The organism is Actinocatenispora rupis, assembly GCF_016861975.1.
Lineage (GTDB): Bacteria > Actinomycetota > Actinomycetes > Mycobacteriales > Micromonosporaceae > Actinocatenispora > Actinocatenispora rupis.
Map to the genome: position 1 here is coordinate 308,762 of NZ_BOMB01000023.1, position 16,247 is coordinate 325,008.

The window sequence follows — 16,247 nt, forward strand, 5'->3', positions numbered from 1 at the left end:
CGCGCGGGTCTCCGGTGGGCGGGCCGCCGGCGTTCAGCCGGTGGCGACGCGGGCCGGGCCGGTGTACACGTTCATGCGGGTGCCGCGGAGGAAACCGACCAGCGTCATGCCGACCTCGGCGGCCAGGTCGACGGCGAGCGTGCTCGGCGCCGACACCGCGGCGAGCACCGGGATCCCGGCCATCGACGCCTTCTGCACCAGCTCGAAACTGGCCCGGCCACTCACCATCAGGACCAGCCCCGCCAACGGCAGCCGCCCCTCGCGTACGGCCCAGCCGACCACCTTGTCGACCGCGTTGTGCCGCCCCACGTCCTCCCGGACGCACACCGGCTCCCCGGCCGCGGTGAACAGCCCCGCCGCGTGCAGCCCGCCCGTACGGTCGAACACCTGTTGCGCCGCCCGCAGCCGGTCCGGCAGCACGGTCAGCACGTCCGGCCCGACCCGTACCGGATCGTCGGCGACCGGGTGGCGGCTGCGGGTGCGCACCGCGTCGATGCTCGCCTTCCCGCACATCCCGCAGGAGCTGGTGGTGTAGAAGTTCCGCGTCGGGTCGACGTCCGGGGCCGGCGTGCCCTCCGCCAACACCACGTCCAACACGTTGTACGTGTTGGGTTCGCCGTCCGCGCCGGCACAGTGCCGCGCCGACACCACGTCCGCCGTCGAACCGATCACGCCCTCGGTGCAGAGGAAGCCGACCGCGAGATCCACGTCGTGCCCGGGCGTACGCATCGTGACCGCGAGCGGCGCGCCGTCCACCCGGACCTCCAGCGGCTCCTCCACCACCAGCGTGTCGGCGCGCCGGTCGACCACACCGTCCGAGATCCGGACGGTCGGCCGCCGATCGGTCACCCTGCCCACCCGCCCGACACTACGCCGCACTGCCGCACGTCCCCCTCTCCCGCGCCCCGGACCGCCCCCGGGTACGCCCGGCCACGACCTACGCTCGGTGCATGGACCCGCGTTACGCGGCGATCGTGCTGGCCGGTGGCCGGAGCGTACGGATGGGCGGCCGGCACAAGCCCGCGCTCCCCGTCGACGGCGTCCCGATGCTCCACCGGGTACTCGCCGCGGTCGTGGACGCCGCGCCCCGTGTCGTCGTCGGCCCACCACAACCGGTCCCGCCCGGCGTACGCGTGGTCCGCGAGGACCCGCCGTACGGTGGCCCGGCCGCCGCCATCGCCGCCGGCCTCGCCGCGATCACACCCACGCCGACGCCCGGGTACGTCGCGGTCCTGGCCGCCGACCAGCCGTACGTCACCGGTGCGGCGATGGCCGTGCTGCGCGAGGCGCTCGCCGCCGCGGGACCGCCGTACGTGGGCGCGGCGTACGTCGACGGTGGACGGCCGCAGTTGCTCTGCTCGCTCTGGCGGATGGACGCACTCGCGCGCCGCCGTACCGAACTCGACCGGGTCACCGACCTTCCGGTCCGCCGCTTCTTCGCCGACCTGCCGTACGTCCCCGTCCGCTCCACCGCCACCACACCCCCCTGGTACGACTGCGACACCGAAGCCGACTGGGCCGCCTGTACCCGGGGCGCTCCGCGGAGCGTTGCGCCGCGACGGGCGCGCGGGGGCGAATGATGGGCGCATGGCGGATGAGCGGAAGACCCTGGACGACTGGGTCGAGGCGGCGTGCGGCGAGCTGGGCATCACCGGCGGCATCGACCGGAACGCGGTGCTCGACGTCGCCCGCGACGTGGCGCACGGCGTGATGCGGCCGGCGGCTCCACTGACGGCGTACCTGATGGGGGTGGCGGTCGGGCGCGGTGAGCCGCCGGCGACGGTGGCGGCACGGGTACGCGGCCTGATCGAACGCTGGCCCGGAACCGCCGACACCTGATCACGGTGGGTGGCTGGGCCCGTGCATGAGTCGCGCAGCGGGCGCCGGCGCCCACCCCGAGAGGGCGGCGAGCCGCACGTGCCGCGGGCTGACACGCCCGGTGCGGGCGCCGAGGCCGGGCCGTACGGTATGTCGGGTTTGGTGGGGACGTCACGGCTGCGGTGGATCGACGGGAGGCGATTCGACGGAGTGGATAGGGTGGGCGCCAGAACGGCGGTACGGCCATCCGGCGGTGCACCGTCCCGTTCGGGCCCCGGCCCGGCGGTGGACGGCGTGGTGCCCGGCCTCGGGAGGAGAGACCACGTGGGGGAGCGGAACGATCGGTCCGGCGAGATCGTGCCGGTGACGGGGCGCCCGAGCCTGCTCGACGATCCGGACACCGTGGACCTGAGGTCCAAGGTCGACGCGGCGTGGCTGGACTTCCGCCGGTCGTTGGAGGCCGCGCTGCCGGCGATGCCGGTCGGCGCGCGGCTGACGGTGACCCTCGACCCGACCGCCACGGGCACCGGCGAGGCGGTGTACGACCTGGTCCTGCGGGTGCTCTCGGACACCGGGCTGCACGCCGACGCGGTGGGCAACGCGGGGCTGCCGGAGGAGTACCGGCTGGATCGGGTGGCGGTGGGTGACCTGGTGGCGCTGGGGTGGTCGCCGCCGGGGGTGGTCGAGGAGACGGCGGACCGGTTCGGGCTGCGCGCGTCGATGGACGACGCGCCGAGCGTGGCGAGCGTGGTCACCCGCACCCTGCGCGACGTGTACGGGGCGCCGCACCCGGCGTTCCTGACGTACACGGTGGTGGGGGACGACGTGGTGCCGGCGCTGGCGTCGGCGCGGCCGGTCGCGGCGGGCACGGTGCTGCCGGCGGGGCGCGCGGTGTCGGCGTCGACGGCCATCGCGGCCATCGGGATCCCGCTGGACGAGCAGGTGCGGGCGGTGGTCGCCGGGTTCCTGAAGACGGATCCGGAGTCGTTGCAGCACGACGAGGACGGCGAGTTCAGCGTGCGCGCCGGTTCCGCGATGGTGTTCGTGCGGATCAACGACAACCCGCAGCTCGTCGACGTGTACTCGCCGATCCTGACGGAGGTCGAGCCGGACGAGCGGCTGTACGAGCGGCTGTCGCAGCTCACCCGCCGGATGCCGATCGGCCGGCTCTACTGCACCGAGGGCACGGTGTGGGCGTCGGTGCCGGTGTTCGGGCGCGACTTCCAGGCGACGCACCTGATGCTGGCGTTGCAGGTGATGACCCGGCTGGCGGACGAGCTGGACGACCGGCTGCAGGGCGACTTCGGCGGCAAGCGGTTCTTCGGCGAGGGCGACAAGACAGGCCCGCGGACCGAGCGCACCGGCATGTACCTCTGACCCGTTCCGCTCGATAGCATCGGACACCCACCGTGTCCGGAGCGTGATCATGAGCGGGACGAGTCCGCACGCTGTCCACGAGCCGGCCGAGCCGGAGCCGGGTGGCCCGGCGATCGTCGGCCGGGCGTCGGCGCTCGCGGTGCTGCGCGCCGGCCTGGACACGCCGGGCCCGGCGTACGTCGAGGTCGTGGGCGATCCGGGGATGGGCAAGTCGCGGCTGCTGGCCGAGTTCGGGCGGCTGTCGCGGGAGGCGGGGCACCGGGTCGTCACCGGTACCGGCGCGCTGCCCGCGGCCGACCACCGGCCGGGCCTGTTCGTACCGCTGCTGCGGGAGCTGGGTGACCCGGCGCCGACGGCGTCCCGGCTGGTGGAGCGCCTCACCGGCCCCCGGCGGTACGCGGTGCTGCTGGACGACGCGCATCTCGCCGACGCCGAGTCGCTCGAACTTCTCGGCCAGCTCTGCTACGAGGCGCCGCCGGCGCTGCTGGTCGTGGCGTACCAGGGGCGGCAGTTGCCGCCGCTGCTGGCCGCCGCGCTCCGCCTGATCCGCCCGGACGGCTGGCACCACCGCCTCGAACTGGATCCGCTGCCGGAGTCGGATCTGGCTTCGTTGCTGGGGATCCGGCCGGGGCCGCGGCTGCGGCGGCTGTCCGCGGCGTCGGCCGGCAACCCGCAGTTCGCGCGGGCGCTGGCCGAGATCGACCCGGCGCTGCTGCACGAGTCCCATCCGGAACTGCTGGAGCTGGCCGAGATCCCCACCGTCGTGTACGAGTTGCGCGCCGAGCTGGCGCGGCTGCCGGCCGACGAGCGGGCGCTGCTGGCCGCCGCCGCGGTCGTCGGCGACGAGGTCGTACCGTCGCTGGCAGTGTCCGCCGCCGGCCTCGACGCCGTACGCGCGGGTGCCGCGCTGGACTCGCTGATCCGGCGGGATCTGTTGCGGGACGGGCGATCCGGCCTCACGTTCCGGCATCCGGTGGTGCGCGCCGCGGTGTACCGGGACACGCCGGCGGGCGCGCGCCGGGCCCTGCACGCCCACCTCGCCACCGAACTCCGCGACCGTGGCGCGACCGCCGCCGTACTCGCCCGGCATCTCGCGCGGTCGGCCGAGCCCGGTGACCTCGCCGCCGCCGAACTGCTCGTGGACTCCGCGCGCGACGCCGTACCCCGGCTGGCCGCCGACCGGCTGACCGCCGCCCGCGCCCTGCTGCCCGCCGACTCCCCCGCCGACCTTCGCTTCGAACTCGACGTACGCCTCGCCGAGGCGTGGGCGGCCGCCGGCCAGCCCGGACCGGCCCGGGAGATGCTGCGCGCGCCGGCACCCGCGGACGCCGCCGCGCCCTGGCGGTACCGGCAGATGCGGGTGAGCGCGCGGGTGGACCGGCTGCGTGGCCTGCACCGGCAGGCGCTCGGCCTGGTCGGCGCCGAACTCGACCGCGTCCCCGAACGTCCCGCGCACCACGAAACCCCGGACACCACCGGCCAGCGCGCCCGTACCGTGCTGGACTCGATCGATCCCGTCGGCGCGCCGGAGCGCGCCCGTACCGTGCTGGACTCCACCGATCCCGTCGGCGCGCCGGAGCGCGCAGTCGCCGAAGAACTCGCGACCTCGGGGCCGCACGGCGCCGGCCTCGCCCGCGTACCGACAGGACCGGCGACCGCGGGGCCGACGACCGCGCGCCCGGACGACGCGCGCCCGACGACCGTGAGGCCGGACGACGCGCGCCCGGACGACACGCGGCCGGCGAACGCGCCGCCGACGACCACGCGGCCGGACGACGCGGGGCCGGGGACCGCTGGGCCGGGTGGGCGGGAGATCACGGCGCTGGCGGTGGAGGCGGCGATCTGCGCGGCGTTCTGCGGTGCGCCGGAGGCGCCGCGGTTCCTCGCGCGGGCGCGGCGCGAGGTGGCCGGCGTACCGGATGCGGGGTTGCACGCGCTGGTCGCCGCGCTCGCCGCGTTCGTCGGCATCCGGTACGGCGGGGGTCCGTCGCTGCGCGCCGAGGTGGCCGCCGCGAGCGCCGCGCTGGATGCCTTGCGCGACACGGAACTCGCCGAGGTACTCGATGCGACGCCGCTGCTGGGGTGGGCGGAGTTGATGTTCGAGCGGGACGCGGATGCGTTGCGGCACTTCGACCGTGGCCTGGCGGTGGCGGCGCGCGCCGGGCGGGCGGACACGTTGCCGTACCTGTACCTGGGGCGGTGTTCGGCGGCGAGTCGGCTGGGCCTGCTGGAGCCGGCGCTGGACGCCGGGCAGGACTGCGCGGACGCGGCGGCGGCGTTGGGCAACCGGCCGATGTTGGGCTTCGCGTTGACGTTCCAGGCGGTCGTACTGTGCTGGCTGCGTGGCCCGGTCGCGGCGGGTCCGGTGGCGGACGAGGCGGCGGAGGCGGTCGCGGACGCGCCGCACGGCGACTGGTTCGCGCTGGTCGGGCAGCGGGTGGCGGCGCGGCTGCGGCACAGTGCGGACGACGTGACCGATCCGACGGCGGCGATGGTGCGCGCGTGCGGCGGCCCGGAGCTGGCCGAGGTCGAGCTGTACAACCGGACGTACTGGTGCTCGGTACTGGTGGAGATGTCGGTGCGGGCCGGGCACTTCGCGGAGGCGGCGCACTGGCTGGACCGCGGCGAGGCGCACGCGGCGGGGCTGGGCCTGACCGGCTCGGAGGCGTACCTGGCGCTGGCCCGCGCGCGGTACGAGCTGGCGGCGGGTCGGCCGAAGCTGGCGGAGGAGCCGGCCACCCGGGCGGTACGCGGGTTCGCGGACGTGGGGTGGATCGTCGACGAGGTGCACGCCCGGCTGTTCGCGGCGGCGTTGCGGGCGGAGTTGTCGGGCTGGTCGGCGGCGGAGCCGGAGCTGGTGGAGGCGCGCCGGCTGGCGGAGCGTACGGGTGGGGCGTGGCTGCGGCGGCTGGTCGTGTCGGAGCAGCGGCGGCTCGCCGGCGCCGCCGGCCGCGGTACTCCGGGGAGCCGGCTGACGCGCCGGGAGGCCGAGATCGCCCGGCTGGTCGCGGCGGGTGCCACGAACACCGAGATCGGCGCGCACCTGCACGTCACGGTCAAGACCGTGGAGGCGCACCTGACCCGCATGTTCCGCAAGCTCGGCGTACGGTCGCGGGCCGCGCTGGTGGCGATCCTGGCCGACGAGGCCGACTGACGTACCCATCGCTCTTGTTGCAAGTTGCTGGCAACAAGGGGTTAGGCTGGCGTACGCCGGCCCCGCGCCGGCCCTGGTCGTACGACGCGGCAGTCGCGGATCAGGTGCCCCGGTCGGCGTTTGGTCGACGCCGGCCGGGGCCACTCCCGCCGCGCGGGTCAGAGCAGGACGCCGCGGGCCCGGGTGAAGCGCTCGGTGACATCGCCCCAGTTCACGACGTTCCACCAGGACGCCACGTACTCCGCCTTCACGTTCCGGTACTGCAGGTAGAACGCGTGCTCCCACATGTCGAGCAGGAGCAGCGGGTGGAGTCCGGCGGGCAGGTTGCCCTGGTGGTCGTACAGCTGGCAGAGGATCAGCCGCTGGCCGAGCGTGTCCCACGCGAGGATCGACCAGCCGGAGCCCTGGATGCCGAGCGCGTTCGCGGTGAAGTGCGCGCGGAACCCGTCGTACGAGCCGAAGAACTCGTCGATCGCCGCGGCCAGCTCGCCGTCCGGCTTGTCGCCGCCGTCGGGCGACATGTTCGGCCAGAACACCGAGTGGTTCACGTGGCCGGCGAGGTTGAACGCGAGATTCTTCTCCAGCAGGTTCACCGTGCGGCCGATGGTGCCGCCGTCGCGGGCCTCGGCGAGCTGCTCGATCGCGTCGTTGCTGCCCTGCACGTACGCCTGGTGGTGCTTGGCGTGGTGCAGCTCCATGATCTGCCCCGAGATGTACGGCTCCAGCGCGCCGTAGTCGTACGGCAGGTCGGGAAGCGTGTAGGACACGGGATCACCTCTTCAATCGCCTGTACCTTGCTCTTGCAAACTCTATGCAACAAGTACGGGCGACACGCCGGTGCGGGGGGTGGACACGACGGAATCCGTACCCCGGACACCGCGGCACGACACGGCGGATCCGTTGGTACGAAAGGGAAAGGTCAGGAGGTGGCGGGGCCCGAGGCGGGGCGGTCGACGAGCCGGGACAGCACGATCATCGACTGGGTCTGCGTCACGAACGGCTCGGCGCGCAGCCGTTCGAGCGCCTCCTCCAGGTGGCTGATGTCCGCCGCGCGCAGGTGCACCAGCGCGTCCGCCCCGCCCGACACCGTGTACGAGCCGACCACCTCGGGATGCCGCCGGGTGGCCCGCTCGATCTGCGCCGGCGTGGTCCGCCCCGTGCAGTACAGCTCGACGAACGCCTCCGTCGTCCAGCCCAGCGCCGCCGGATCCACCAGCGCCGTGTACCCGCGGATCACGCCCGTCGCGCGCAGCCGGTCGACGCGCCGCTTCACCGCCGGCGCGGACAGGGCGACCTTCGCGCCGATATCCGCGTACGAGAAGCGGGCGTCCTCGCAGAGCAGCGCAACGATTCGCCGATCAAGGTCGTCAAGACGCAACGAAGCGCCTCCTGGTCGCAACGGAATCGTCTGCCCGTGAAGCTCCAGCGTACCTACCGTTCTGAGCGTGATCGAGACGCCACGACCCGGCCAGTACGAGGTGGTACCGGCCGGCTCGCCGCTCGCCGACCTGCTGGCCGGCGCCAAGACCCGGACCGCCCGCGCCCGCGAGTACCTGATGTGCCCGCCCGAGCGGTTCACCGTCGAGTACGCGATCAATCCGTGGATGGACACGGACCGCCCGGTCGACACCGAACTCGCGGTCAAACAGTGGCGCGGGCTGCGCGAGACGCTCGTACGGCTCGGCCACACGGTGCACACCCTCGACCCGGTCGCCGGCCTCCCCGACATGGTGTACGCGGCGAACGGCGCGTTCACCGTCGACGGGCACGTCTACGGCGCCCGCTTCCGGTACGAGCAGCGCCGCGCCGAGGCCGCCCACCACCGCGCCTGGTACCTCGCGCACGGGTGGAGCGACTTCCACATCCCCGAACACACGAACGAGGGCGAGGGCGACTTCGCGTACGCGAACGGGCTGGTCCTGGCCGGGTACGGGTTCCGGACGACGGTCGCCGCGCACGCCGAGGCGCAGGAGGCGCTGGGCCGCCCGGTCATCTCGCTCCGCCTCGTCGACCCGCGCTTCTACCACCTGGACACCGCGCTCGCCGCGCTCGACGACGAGACCGTCGCGTACTGGCCGGGCGCGTTCTCGCCGGCGTCGCAGCGGGTGCTGGCGCAGCTGTTCCCGGACGCGCTGATCGCGGACGAGGCGGACGCGCTGGCGTTCGGGCTGAACCTCGTGTCCGACTCCCGGCACGTCGTCCTCAACTCGGCGGCGTCCGGGCTGGTCGGCAAGCTCGCCGCCCGCGGGTACGAGCCGGTCCCGGTCGAACTCGCCGAACTGTTGAAGGGCGGCGGCAGCGTCAAGTGCTGCATCGCCGAACTCCGCCGCTGACCCACCCGTACGCGGCGCGCCGGATGAACGGCTGACACCGGGCACCCGCGCCCGGCACGATGCGGGCATGACGGAACGGGACAGGCTGGAACTGGCCAACGGCTGGTACGAGGCGGCCGTGTTCGGCGGGGACGACGCGGCGCTGCCGGCCGCGGAACGGGAACTGGACGCGGTCGAGGCCGACCTGGCGCTGGCCCGGGGCCGCATCACGCACGCCCGGTTCCTCGCCGCCCGCGAACACGGTGAGGGCCGCGACGACCCGGGCGAGGCGGCCAGCTTCGAGCGCGCCGCCGAGCTGTACCGCCAGCTCGGCGACGTGCGCGGCGAAGGCGAGGCGGCATTCTGGCTCGGCGCGTACCACCAGGTCGTACGGGACGACGGGGACGCGGCGCTGCCGTACCTGGAACGGGCCCGGACGCTCGCCACCGAGACCGGCGACCGCCTCACCCTGTCGTACGTGTTGCGGCATCTCGGCTTCGCCGAGCACACCGCCGGCCGGCTCGACGCCGCACGGGAACTGCTCACCGAGTCCACCCGGCTCCGCCGTGAACTGGGCTTCCTCCCGGGCGTCGCCGCGAACCTCGTCGGCCTCGCGTACGTGTCGGCGGCGCAGGGCCGGCCCGACGAGGCCGTCGCGTACCTGGACGAGGGGGTACGACTCGCCGAGGCCAGCGACGCCCGCGGCATCCTTCGCCAGCTCGACGAGGCCCGCACCGACCTCGACACCTGACACCCGTACCGTCAGGCGGCCGTCCTGCGGGTGAACGTCCGCCGCGCCCACAGGTACGACACGGCCGTGATCAGCGCGCACCAGCCCACCGCCAGCCACCCGTGTACGCCGATGCCGGTGCCGAGCAGCAGCCCGCGCAGCGTGTCGATGACCGCCGTGAACGGCTGGTACTCGGCGAACCCGCGCAGCCACGCCGGCATCGAGTCCGTCGGTACGAACGCGCTGCTCGTGAACGGCAACAGGAACTGCACCGGCATCGTGGTGCTGTTCGCGCCGCCCGGCGAGCCGGCGTTCAGGCCGCACGCGACCGCGAACCAGGTCAGCGCGACGGCGAACATGACGACCACGCCGATCGCGGCGAGCCACTCCAGCGGCGTCGCGGTCGGCCGGAACCCGACCAGCAGCGCCACCCCGAGTACCAGCACCGACGCCACCGCGGTACGCAGGACGCCGCCGACGACCTGCCCGGTGAGCACCGCCGTACGGGTGATGGCCATGGTCCGGAACCGGTCGATGATCCCCTCGGTCATGTCCGTACACAGGTTGATCGCGGTGCCCGCGGTGCCGGACCCGACCGCCATCATCACGATCGCCGGCGCCAGATAGTCGATGTACTGAAGCCCCGGGCTGACGTGCGCGAGCCCGGCGGTCATCGTGTTGCCGAACACGTACACGAACATCAGCATCATGAAGATCGGTACGGCCAGCCCGCTGATCGTCATCACCGGGTACCGCAGCGCGTGCCGCATGTCCCGGCGGAACATCGTGGTCGAGTCGCGCAGCGCGTACGGGAGGGTGCTCATTTCGCGTCGTCCTTGTCGCTGGTCGGATGCCCGGTGAGGGCGAAGAACACGTCGTCGAGGTCGGGCGTGTGGATGGACAGGTCGTCGACCTCGACGGCTGCCCCGTCGAGCCGGGCGAGCAGGTCCCGCAACGCCCGCACGTCCCCGTCACCCGGTACCTGCAGGGTCAGCGCCTCGTCGTCACGCTGCCCGCCGACCAGCCCGGCCGCGGTGTCGAGCGCCACCGGATCCGCGAACGTCAGGAGTACGTGACCGCCCGGGATCAGCCGCTTCAGCTCGTCCGCCGTACCCTCCGCGACCAGCTTCCCGTGGTCGAGTACGGCGATGCGGTCGGCGAGCTGGTCCGCCTCCTCCAGGTACTGGGTGGTCAGGAAGATCGTGACGCCGTCGGCGACCAGGCCGCGGATGGTCTGCCACATCGTGTGCCGGCTGCGCGGGTCGAGGCCGGTCGTCGGCTCGTCGAGGAAGATGATGCGCGGGCTGCCGACCAGCGTCATCGCCAGGTCGAGCCGCCGCCGCATCCCCCCGGAGTACGTCTGGACGGGCTTCTTCGCCGCCTCGACCAGGTCGAACCGGGACAGCAGCTCGGCGGCCCGGCGACGTCCGGCGCGCCGTTCCAGATGGCACAGGTCGGCCATCATGATCATGTTCTCCTCGCCGGTGAGGATGTTGTCCACCGCCGAGAACTGCCCGGTCACGCCGATCGCCGTACGGACCGCCTCGCTCTCGCGGTCCAGGTCGTACCCGGCGACCTGCGCCGTACCGCCGTCGGCGCGGATCAGCGTCGACAGGATCCGGACCGTGGTCGTCTTGCCGGCGCCGTTCGGCCCGAGCAGCGCGAACACCGTGCCCTCCCGGACGTCCAGGTCGATCCCGGCCAGCACCACCTTGTCCTTGTACGACTTCCGCAGACCCCGTACGCCGATCGCGGTGCGGGCGGACACCGCCGTACCGTCAGCGGCCCACGTCGTCACCATGTCATCTCCCTGCCGTCGAAATGCCATCATGTGACGTCAGTATGACGTCGCCCCTGGCATCGGTCAACCGGCCTCCATGTACGTCGCGGGCCGCGCGGCAGCAGCGGCAGTTATGCCCGTCGAGACCCCGCTGAGCGGCGGTTCCGTCCGTACGCGCCGGTGACACCGTCCGCCGCGCCACCGGCCCCTGAACCCCCGCCGTCCACGCGCTGCTCACCGCCGGCTTCCCGTACTCCCCGCGCGTGCTCGACGACCACGGCCGCAAGATCCACACGTACGAACCCGCCGCACGCCCCTGGCCCGGCGTACTCCGCGCCGACGACAGGCTGCGGCAGCTCGGCCGCATGGTCCGCGACCTCGGTACCGCCCTCGACTGCGTTCCACCTACCGACGCCCGATGGTGCAGCGGCATCCCGTACGCGCCCGGCCTCGTCATCCGGCCCGGCGACCACGGCGTCTGCAACACCGCCTGGCGCGCCACCCACCTACCCCCGCCTGACGCCACCCCGACGTCACCCGGCCGTCGGGCAGGTTCCGCACACGGAACGAGAGCGAGCGTTTCTCCGGGACCGTCACCACCGCGTACCTGCGGACGACACCGCCGGCGTGCCGAACCTGCCATCCGCGCTGGCCGACGACCCCCCCAGCCTCCTGCCACGCCCGTGGGCGGACGACTGCAGACCGGGCGAGAGTCGAGCGCGTCAGGAGCCCGCCCGGTCGCAGGCCGAAGCGGCGCGACAGCTGCGGGCCGCGGCGCAGGAGCTGCACGAGGCGGGGCTGCCGCTGCGGGATGTGGGCGCGGCGCTGGACGTGTCGTATCAGCGGGCACATCAGCTCGTCTCGACGGCGGCGACCAGCTGACCTCGTCGGCCCGGTGTCAGTCGCCGCACGGCGGGAACGCCGAGCCGCGCATGGCCCTGCCCATGACTGGGACGAAGAGGCTGTACGCGAACCGGGGCCAGGCCCAGCGCGGAAGCCGTGCCGAGGGCGGACCGACGGGGTACCAGCGTGATCGCAAGGCTCGCAGAGATCGAACCGATCGTTACGACAGACTATGGCCAATCATCGAACCGATCGGTACTATCTTCCGCATGCCTGTGGCCAAGGGAACCTCGCTCGACCCAGCGCGCACGCGGGACGCGATTCTTGCCTCCGCGACCGAACTGCTGTACGAGCGCGGGCTCGACGGCGCCGGCGTGGCCGACCTGTGTTCGGCGGTCGGTGCGTCGAAGGAGACGCTGTACCGCCACTTCGGATCGAAGGACGGGCTGATCGAGGCGGCCCTCGAGGCCCGCAGCGAGCGCGTGCTCCGATGGCTGACGGGCGCGGCGGAGGCGGCCGGCGACGCCCCTGCCGCGCGACTGGCCGCGATCTTCGATGCGTTGGGCGGCTGGTACGCCGAGCCGGGCTTCCGTGGCTGCGCCATCGTCAACTCGGCGGTGCAGCACCACCACGCGGCGCCGGTGCGGGCGGTCGCCGGGCGGCACCTCGACCGGTACCTGCACCTGCTGATCGACATCGCCGAACGCGCCGGCGCCGATCACCCGCGCCGCCTCGCGCGGCAACTGTTGATGCTCATCGAGGGCGCCACGGTCCTGGCCGACCACGCCGGCACCGACGCCCGCGGTTCCGCCGCGTCGGACGCCAGACAGGCGGCGCTGGACCTGCTGCACGCCGTCACCTATCGACAGAAATGAGTAGGCGCGTTGACCTTCACCGCCCCCGGATTCGAAGCCGTCGCCGAGGCGTTCCACCGCAATTTCACTGAGCTGGGCGAGATCGGCGGCGCGTTCGCCGCCTATCGCGACGGCGAGCTTGTCGTGGACCTCTGGGGCGGCGAGGCCGACCCGGCGACCGGCCGCTCCTGGCAGGCCGACACGTTGCCGCTCATCTTCTCCGGTACCAAGGGCCTCGTCACCGCGTGCGTCCTGCTCCTCGTCGAGCGCGGGCTGCTCGCCCTGGACGCGCCGGTCGCGCGCTACTGGCCGGAGTTCGCGGCCGAGGGCAAGCAGGCTATTACGGTGGCCGACGTGCTGACGCACCGGTCCCGGCTGCCCGGCCTGCGCGCCCCGTTCACCACCGGGGACCTGATGGACCAGAAGACGATGGCGGGGCTGCTCGCCGCCCAGGCGCCGGAGACCGACCCGCGGGCGGAATTCATGTACCACGCGCTCACCTTCGGGTGGCTCGTCGGTGAGGTGGTCCAGCGGACCGACGGGCGCGACATCGGCGGGTTCTTCGGCGACGAGTTCGCCCGGCCGCTGGGCCTCGACGTCTGGATCGGGCTCCCCGACGAGCACCACGCCCGAGCCGCAGTCATGTCGGCCGCGCCCGGCGTGCTGACCGGTCCGCTGCCGGATACCGACGACCCGCTGTTGGTTTCGGTCCACAACCCGCTGACCGTCGCGGACGCGCCTACGCTCTGGAACAGCGCCATGTTCCGGCGCGCCGGACTCCCGGCGGTCGGCGCGTTCGCCACCGCCCGGTCCATGGCGCGGTTCTACGCGTGCCTCGCGGCCGGTGGCGAGTTGGACGGCGTCCGCGTGCTCGCACCGTCCACAGTGGAGCTCGGCCGATGGGAGCGGCGGCGCGGCGTCGACCCGATGTGGGGCGCGCCGATGGCGTACGGGGTCGGGTTCGAGCTGAACACCGAGCTGGAAACGTTCGGCCCGGCGCCGGACGCCTTCGGCCACGCCGGCTTCGGCGGCTCCCGGCACGGCGCGTGGCCCGGCGACGCCGTCGGCTTCTCGTACGCCATGAACGAGACCCGCACCGCGCCCGACCAGCGACCGATGGCGCTGCTGGCGGCGCTCCGGCAGGCGACCCGCTAGCGTCCTGAGCCGTCAATGCGTGTGCAGCGCTGGTCGTACCGGAGCTTCGGCGTCACCTGTCGGAGTACGTGGGCGAGGAGCCGTCCGCCCTGGTGTTCACCGGGCCGAAGGGTGCCCCGATCCGGCGCGGCAACTTCAACAAGCTGGCCACGCTCGGCAAGGTCGGTCTGCACCTGCACGACCTGCGGCACACCGGCAACACGCTGGCAGCCAGTACCCGGGCCAGTACGCGGGACCTGATGGCGCGAATGGGACACGACTCGATGGACGCCGTGCTCATCTACCAGCACGCCACCAGCGAGGCTGACGCGCCATCGCGGCCGGGCTGAACAGCCAGCTCAAGGCACGACAGAAGAAGACGAAGGACGCGAAGAAGAAGGGCAAGAAGTCGGCGGGCAAGGGTGGCGCGTCATCCAAGAAGGCGGCGTCGAAGCGGGCTGGCCGGCGGGGCGACGACCCGGACGAGGACGCGGCCGGTGCGCTGGTGCCGGTGGCCTAATGGCCCGCAAGATCAACAGGGGGGCTGGGAACGACGAAGGCCAGGTCCGGGGAGTGCCCGTGACCTGGCCTTTCGGTGTGGAGCGGGTGACGGGAATCGAACCCGCACTGTCAGCTTGAGAATCGCACCAAGATCAACGATCATAACCCTTGACCTGCACGTTCACCGGCCAGTAACGGCCTGGACTACCCCTCGGCGGCCACCCCGAATGGCACGCTAATGGCACGGCGTAGCCAGGGTGGTCAGGTCCGTCGGTTGCTCGGTTCTTCGGCCACTGGTGCGACCTGGACGCGCCGTGTCCATTCGAGTAGGAGCACCGCTGGTATCGACCGACGGTTCCGACGGCGGGTGCCTCTGTTGTTTCGCCGGGATCCGTTGCTGCCTCTCCCGAAGGAACCCTCTCCCGCAACTCGCCCATGGCTTGAAATGTCGGTACCGGGCTGTAGCTTAGCGAGCTATGAAACTTCCGTCGATCACTCAAGTAGCCCGCTACTGGGCCAACCGCTGTCTTCAGTGTGATGCACCTACCTTCGCCTGTATGACATGCTGGGAGAACACTTCGCCCAACAGCGAAGGTCGCCGAGCTCCCGACTGCATCCATGCCTGTCGAGACCGCGACCATTATCGGTACTACACGTTCTCCGACTCGGGCGAGCCTGAGTGCATCGCATGCGGGCAGTTTCTTGGCGTGATTCCGGAGGTCTGGGAAGCCTGGACCGAAGACGGCCATGATCTCGATGAAGATCGGTCGCCTTACGGTCGCGGTGACGTCCGGTTTAAATCGGGCCTGCTCCTGATGTTCGGCGAGAAGGCGACTGCGGAGAACACTGCACCTTTCTGTCATAGGTGCTGGAAGTACTTGAGACCCAGGGCGGTCACCCTCGACTGGCTGTGTGAGTTACGCGATCGCCAGGCCGCGATGCGGCAGCCGGGGAACCTGGATCAGTGGATGCCCGCCGAGGTTAGCCGATTCTATGAGGAAGGAATTGGAGCATCGCGGCATATCGTGGCTGACGACTCTGATCCGTCTGCTGAGCTCCAACGCATCAGTTATCTCAGCAGGGAGGCTTTTCATAAATTTCTGTACAAGCCATACCGCAAGATACCTGGTCCAAAAAGGTACATCTCTGACCCGGTGAAGGAAGAGGTCTTCGAACGCGACGGCGGCCAGTGCGTCAAGTGCGGCTCGACCCGTGATCTTCAGTTTGATCACATAATTCCGTACTCTCGCGGTGGTAGTAACAGTGCAGCGAACATCCAGATCTTGTGCGGGGACTGTAATCGCGCCAAGGGTAGCTGGTTGGTTAGCTAGCGCGTGTTCCAAAGTCGTCGTGATTCGCCAGCGAGAGGTGCCGCGCTGAAGCTCGAACGGCTCGGCCATGGATGTGATTCTGAGCGCCGATCGGCGCAATCGTGTAGCTGCTGGCTTGGCTGGGGCGGCCCGGCTTACGCCACGCTGGCGGCGACGGTGCCTGACAGCGTCCGGTGGCAAGGTGGCCCCGGGGTTGGGCCACCTTGGCGTCGATCGCCCGGAACTACCGGCCGCGGTGACCGCACAGGGCGATCGTGGGCCGCAACCCTCATCGGTCTCGTGGTTCTTCTCGTCGTGCTCGGTATGGCGCCGGTTCGGCGGCGGCGCTCCGGCCCCAGAGGCGTCAGCCGGCGGGGCCGGGCCTTACCGCCGTCGGGCCGGCGCCGCGCCGCGCTTGCGCGGCGCCTTGATCC

General features: G+C 72.2%; 15 protein-coding genes. 10 read left to right on the forward strand and 5 right to left on the reverse strand.

All coding sequences use genetic code 11. The features are described 5' to 3' along the window. Positions 1-33: 33 nt before the first annotated feature. On the reverse strand, positions 34-858 hold the full coding sequence (gene fdhD, locus Aru02nite_RS21200; RefSeq protein ID WP_203660306.1) for a formate dehydrogenase accessory sulfurtransferase FdhD: 825 nt from the start codon (positions 856-858) through the stop codon (positions 34-36). 92 nt (positions 859-950) lie between these two features. On the opposite strand from fdhD, the gene mobA reads away from it, so the two are divergent. From mobA to Aru02nite_RS36785, 4 genes are all read left to right on the forward strand, one after another. Then, on the forward strand, positions 951-1,580 hold the full coding sequence (gene mobA / locus Aru02nite_RS21205) for a molybdenum cofactor guanylyltransferase (protein WP_203660308.1): 630 nt from the start codon (positions 951-953) through the stop codon (positions 1,578-1,580). Positions 1,581-1,587: 7 nt separating this feature from the next. After that, positions 1,588-1,839, forward strand: a complete 252-nt coding sequence (locus Aru02nite_RS21210; RefSeq protein ID WP_203660310.1) for a DUF6457 domain-containing protein — start codon at positions 1,588-1,590, stop codon at positions 1,837-1,839. Positions 1,840-2,142: 303 nt separating this feature from the next. After that, the gene (locus Aru02nite_RS21215) at positions 2,143-3,195 is read left to right on the forward strand and encodes a T3SS (YopN, CesT) and YbjN peptide-binding chaperone 1 (protein WP_239076838.1); all 1,053 of its coding nucleotides are present in this window, start codon (positions 2,143-2,145) and stop codon (positions 3,193-3,195) included. A 49-nt stretch (positions 3,196-3,244) separates the two neighbouring features. Continuing rightward, positions 3,245-6,349: a helix-turn-helix transcriptional regulator gene (locus tag Aru02nite_RS36785; RefSeq protein ID WP_239076839.1), complete on the forward strand. Its 3,105-nt coding sequence runs from the start codon at positions 3,245-3,247 to the stop codon at positions 6,347-6,349. 158 nt (positions 6,350-6,507) lie between these two features. On the opposite strand, the gene Aru02nite_RS21225 is transcribed toward Aru02nite_RS36785, so the two are convergent. Together Aru02nite_RS21225 and Aru02nite_RS21230 are read right to left on the reverse strand one after the other, a co-directional pair. Then, positions 6,508-7,116 carry a superoxide dismutase gene (locus Aru02nite_RS21225; protein ID WP_239076840.1) on the reverse strand — a complete coding sequence of 203 codons (609 nt, stop codon included), beginning with the start codon at positions 7,114-7,116 and terminating at the stop codon, positions 6,508-6,510. Positions 7,117-7,268: 152 nt separating this feature from the next. Then, a complete protein-coding gene (locus Aru02nite_RS21230) occupies positions 7,269-7,727 on the reverse strand; it encodes an Lrp/AsnC family transcriptional regulator (protein ID WP_203660312.1) in 459 nt (152 codons plus the stop codon). Positions 7,728-7,857: 130 nt separating this feature from the next. Between Aru02nite_RS21230 and ddaH the strand changes: the two genes are divergently transcribed. Continuing rightward, on the forward strand, positions 7,858-8,682 hold the full coding sequence (gene ddaH, locus Aru02nite_RS21235; RefSeq protein WP_345710119.1) for a dimethylargininase: 825 nt from the start codon (positions 7,858-7,860) through the stop codon (positions 8,680-8,682). A 67-nt stretch (positions 8,683-8,749) separates the two neighbouring features. Next, positions 8,750-9,412, forward strand: a complete 663-nt coding sequence (locus Aru02nite_RS21240; protein WP_203660314.1) for a tetratricopeptide repeat protein — start codon at positions 8,750-8,752, stop codon at positions 9,410-9,412. Between the two features lie 11 nt (positions 9,413-9,423). Here Aru02nite_RS21240 and Aru02nite_RS21245 read toward each other — a convergent pair whose 3' ends face one another. Together Aru02nite_RS21245 and Aru02nite_RS21250 are read right to left on the reverse strand one after the other, a co-directional pair. Then, positions 9,424-10,215 (reverse strand): ABC transporter permease, encoded by a 792-nt coding sequence (locus Aru02nite_RS21245; protein ID WP_203660316.1) that lies wholly within the window; start codon positions 10,213-10,215, stop codon positions 9,424-9,426. Then, on the reverse strand, positions 10,212-11,192 hold the full coding sequence (locus Aru02nite_RS21250) for an ATP-binding cassette domain-containing protein (protein WP_203660318.1): 981 nt from the start codon (positions 11,190-11,192) through the stop codon (positions 10,212-10,214). Before Aru02nite_RS21250 ends, Aru02nite_RS21245 begins: the two co-directional genes overlap by 4 nt. 1,091 nt (positions 11,193-12,283) lie before the next feature. Here Aru02nite_RS21250 and Aru02nite_RS21255 point away from each other — a divergent pair. From Aru02nite_RS21255 to Aru02nite_RS21270, 4 genes are all read left to right on the forward strand, one after another. Continuing rightward, positions 12,284-12,889: a TetR/AcrR family transcriptional regulator gene (locus tag Aru02nite_RS21255; protein WP_203660320.1), complete on the forward strand. Its 606-nt coding sequence runs from the start codon at positions 12,284-12,286 to the stop codon at positions 12,887-12,889. A 9-nt stretch (positions 12,890-12,898) separates the two neighbouring features. Then, positions 12,899-14,023, forward strand: a complete 1,125-nt coding sequence (locus Aru02nite_RS21260; protein ID WP_203660322.1) for a serine hydrolase domain-containing protein — start codon at positions 12,899-12,901, stop codon at positions 14,021-14,023. A gap of 68 nt (positions 14,024-14,091) precedes the next feature. After that, positions 14,092-14,352 carry a site-specific integrase gene (locus Aru02nite_RS21265; RefSeq protein WP_239076841.1) on the forward strand — a complete coding sequence of 87 codons (261 nt, stop codon included), beginning with the start codon at positions 14,092-14,094 and terminating at the stop codon, positions 14,350-14,352. 858 nt (positions 14,353-15,210) lie between these two features. Further along, positions 15,211-15,834 (forward strand): HNH endonuclease, encoded by a 624-nt coding sequence (locus Aru02nite_RS21270; RefSeq protein WP_203660324.1) that lies wholly within the window; start codon positions 15,211-15,213, stop codon positions 15,832-15,834. The last annotated feature ends 413 nt before the right edge of the window (positions 15,835-16,247 follow it).

What these genes read in the sequence shown, in the direction of transcription:
- Aru02nite_RS21240 (WP_203660314.1), top strand. Translation starts at nt 8,750, where the DNA reads ATGACGGAACGGGACAGGCTGGAACTGGCCAACGGCTGGTACGAGGCG.
- Aru02nite_RS21210 (WP_203660310.1), top strand. Translation starts at nt 1,588, where the DNA reads ATGGCGGATGAGCGGAAGACCCTGGACGACTGGGTCGAGGCGGCGTGC.
- mobA (WP_203660308.1), top strand. Translation starts at nt 951, where the DNA reads ATGGACCCGCGTTACGCGGCGATCGTGCTGGCCGGTGGCCGGAGCGTA.
- Aru02nite_RS21250 (WP_203660318.1), bottom strand. Translation starts at nt 11,192, where the DNA reads ATGGTGACGACGTGGGCCGCTGACGGTACGGCGGTGTCCGCCCGCACC.
- Aru02nite_RS21245 (WP_203660316.1), bottom strand. Translation starts at nt 10,215, where the DNA reads ATGAGCACCCTCCCGTACGCGCTGCGCGACTCGACCACGATGTTCCGC.
- Aru02nite_RS36785 (WP_239076839.1), top strand. Translation starts at nt 3,245, where the DNA reads ATGAGCGGGACGAGTCCGCACGCTGTCCACGAGCCGGCCGAGCCGGAG.
- Aru02nite_RS21255 (WP_203660320.1), top strand. Translation starts at nt 12,284, where the DNA reads ATGCCTGTGGCCAAGGGAACCTCGCTCGACCCAGCGCGCACGCGGGAC.